At 65.5% G+C, this 2,466-nt stretch carries 3 protein-coding genes; 2 read left to right on the top strand and 1 reads right to left on the bottom strand.

Annotation, left to right across the window (positions count from 1 at the left end; translation table 11 throughout):
• The coding region (locus BG35_RS0109085) for an EamA family transporter (protein WP_025782568.1) at positions 1–537 on the top strand (537 nt) is incomplete at its 5' end.
• A 14-nt stretch (positions 538–551) separates the two neighbouring features.
• On the opposite strand, the gene BG35_RS0109080 is transcribed toward BG35_RS0109085, so the two are convergent.
• Positions 552–1,343 (bottom strand): TPM domain-containing protein, encoded by a 792-nt coding sequence (locus BG35_RS0109080; RefSeq protein WP_025782567.1) that lies wholly within the window; start codon positions 1,341–1,343, stop codon positions 552–554.
• 146 nt (positions 1,344–1,489) lie between these two features.
• Between BG35_RS0109080 and BG35_RS0109075 the strand changes: the two genes are divergently transcribed.
• Positions 1,490–2,466: 1-deoxy-D-xylulose-5-phosphate reductoisomerase (locus BG35_RS0109075; protein ID WP_025782566.1), on the top strand; the 977-nt coding region annotated here is incomplete at its 3' end.

Genomic DNA, 2,466 nt, shown 5'->3' with positions numbered 1-2,466 from the left:
TTCATGGGGTTGGGGGGCGTGGCCTGTCTGGGGCTGCCGGAGCCGTTGTTGCAGAACCTGTGGCTGCAAGGGCCGGCGTTGGACGGCTTGTCCTGGAACGGGGGAATGGCCCTGCTGCTGGGCTCCGCCATGTCCATGGCCTGTGGCGCCGTGCTCTGTCGCTTTGCCGCCCGCCAATCCCACGTGCTCAGCGTAACGGCCTGGCATCTGTTGCTGGGTGGGTTGCCCCTGCTGGGAATCGGTGCATGGCAGGGCTCCCCACTCCAGACATTGCTTCCCCAGGACTGGTGGCTCATGGCCTATGCCAGCGGCGGTGGTACGGCCCTGGGCTACGGGTTGTTCTTCTGGTTCGTGACGCGGCGGGAGCTGACAGGATTTACGGCGCTCACCTTCCTGACGCCGGTGTTTGCCCTGGCCTGCGGCTGGCTGGTGCAGGATGAGCGCCTGGAGCCGACCCAGTGGGTTGGGGTTTTGCTGGCCTTGGCGGCGGTGGCCCTGATCACCCGCCGCCAGCAACTCTGGACGCCAGACCAATAGGGGATCTCGTCAATTCACCCCTCCTGTGTCGGCGTCTGCCGTTCCCGCAGCAGATGGGTGAGATAGGCCCCGATAGCGGCCCCCGTGAACCCCAGAATGTTGCGGGTGACGGGGAGCCAATCCGTGGTGCGGCTCAATACGGGTCCCAGGCCGAAGATGATAAACATCACCCCCCAGAGGGGCGCCAGCAGCAACACCCAAGTCCAGGCAACGGGGCTGTTGCTGTTGGGGCGGGGATGGGCCGCGAAGCCGGCCACCACTCCCCCCACAATGGAAAGGATCAAGGTGAGCACCCACTGCTCCTGGGGCAGCCCCGGCACCACCCGGCAACCGCCCCGCCCCAGACAGGTTTCCACCGCCGCCAAGGCATCCCGGATGGCGCCGTCCTCCCCATGGTCACGCACGTAGTACTGATTCCCGAAACGGGTCTGGAGTTCCACCCAGTAGTTGCGGGGCATCAGGGCAAACATGTCATCCCCCACACTGAAGTTGAGCAGGTTGCCGCCACGGGAGTCGGCGATGAGCACCAGGCTGCGTTCATCCACACCCCAGAAATCCTTCACCGCCAGACCGGGGCTGCGGTCGTATTGGGTGAGCACCCGCAGCTTCCACCCACTCCGGGCTTCCACGGCATCCAGTTCCTCCACCAGGTCTTGCCGCTGGATGGGGGTGAACATACGGGCCAGGTCGATGACCGGGGTAGCCTCATCGGGCAGTAACTCGGGATTATTGGCCCCATGGGCCGGGGCAACCCAGGTGGACAGGGCCAGAATCAGGCTCAGGGCCAGGGTGAAGGCGCGGGGCACGGTTCGGTGGGCAGGAAAAACGATTCTCTTGCAGATTCAACGGCGATGGGGAGCGCCGCCTTCACTTGCCATGGCGCCGGCGTTGATGTCCGTTGACGTCCCTGACGCTGCGAGGTGGGACACTGAAGGGGCGCCGAGCCTGGTCCATGTCCACCAAGTCAGTGAGTGTTCTGGGCTCAACGGGGTCCATTGGCGCCCAGACCTTGCAGATTGCGGCGGAGTTCCCGGAACAATTCAAAGTGGTGGCCCTGAGCGCCGGCCGCAACCTGGACCTGTTGGAGCAGCAGGTGCGCCGGCACCGTCCCCAGGCTGTGGCCCTGGCGGCGGCGGAACTCCTGCCCAGCCTGCGGCAACGCCTCAGTGATCTGCAACCGCAACCGGAGTTGCTGGCGGGGGCCGAGGGGGTGGCGGCAGTGGCGGCCTGGCCCACCGCCCAGCTTGTGGTGACAGGAATTGTGGGCTGTGCAGGACTGCTGCCCACCATGGCGGCCATTGAGGCCGGCAAGGATCTGGCCCTGGCCAACAAGGAAACCCTCATTGCGGCGGGGCCGGTGGTGTTGCCCGCCCTGCAGCGCAGCGGCAGCCGCCTCCTGCCGGCGGATTCCGAACACTCCGCCATCTTTCAATGTCTGCAGGGCGCCTCCCAACCCCAGAACGCCCAACTGTCCACCGGGGCGCCCACCCCAGGGCTGCGGCGGATTCTGCTGACGGCATCCGGGGGGGCCTTCCGGGATTGGGAGGCGGCGGCGTTGGGGAAGGTGACCGTGGCCGATGCCGTCCAGCATCCCAACTGGTCCATGGGCCGCAAGATCACGGTGGACTCCGCCACCTTGATGAACAAGGGTCTGGAGGTGATCGAGGCCCATTACCTGTTTGGCATGGGGTTTGACGATATCGAGATCGTGATCCATCCCCAAAGCATCATCCATTCCCTGGTGGAGCTGGCGGACAGTTCCGTTCTGGCCCAGTTGGGCTGGCCGGACATGCGCCTCCCCCTCCTCTATGCCCTGAGTTGGCCGGAGCGGTTACCCACACCGTGGCGCCGTCTGGATCTGGCGGCCATCGGTCAACTGAGTTTCGAGGGGCCGGATTCCAAGAAATATCCCTGCATGGACCTGGCCTA

Source organism: Candidatus Synechococcus spongiarum SH4, from assembly GCF_000586015.1.
In the GTDB taxonomy this organism is placed as follows: domain Bacteria; phylum Cyanobacteriota; class Cyanobacteriia; order PCC-6307; family Cyanobiaceae; genus Synechococcus_B; species Synechococcus_B spongiarum_F.
Note: the sequence above shows the minus strand (reverse complement) of the source record. Positions and strands in the feature narration are given on the sequence as shown.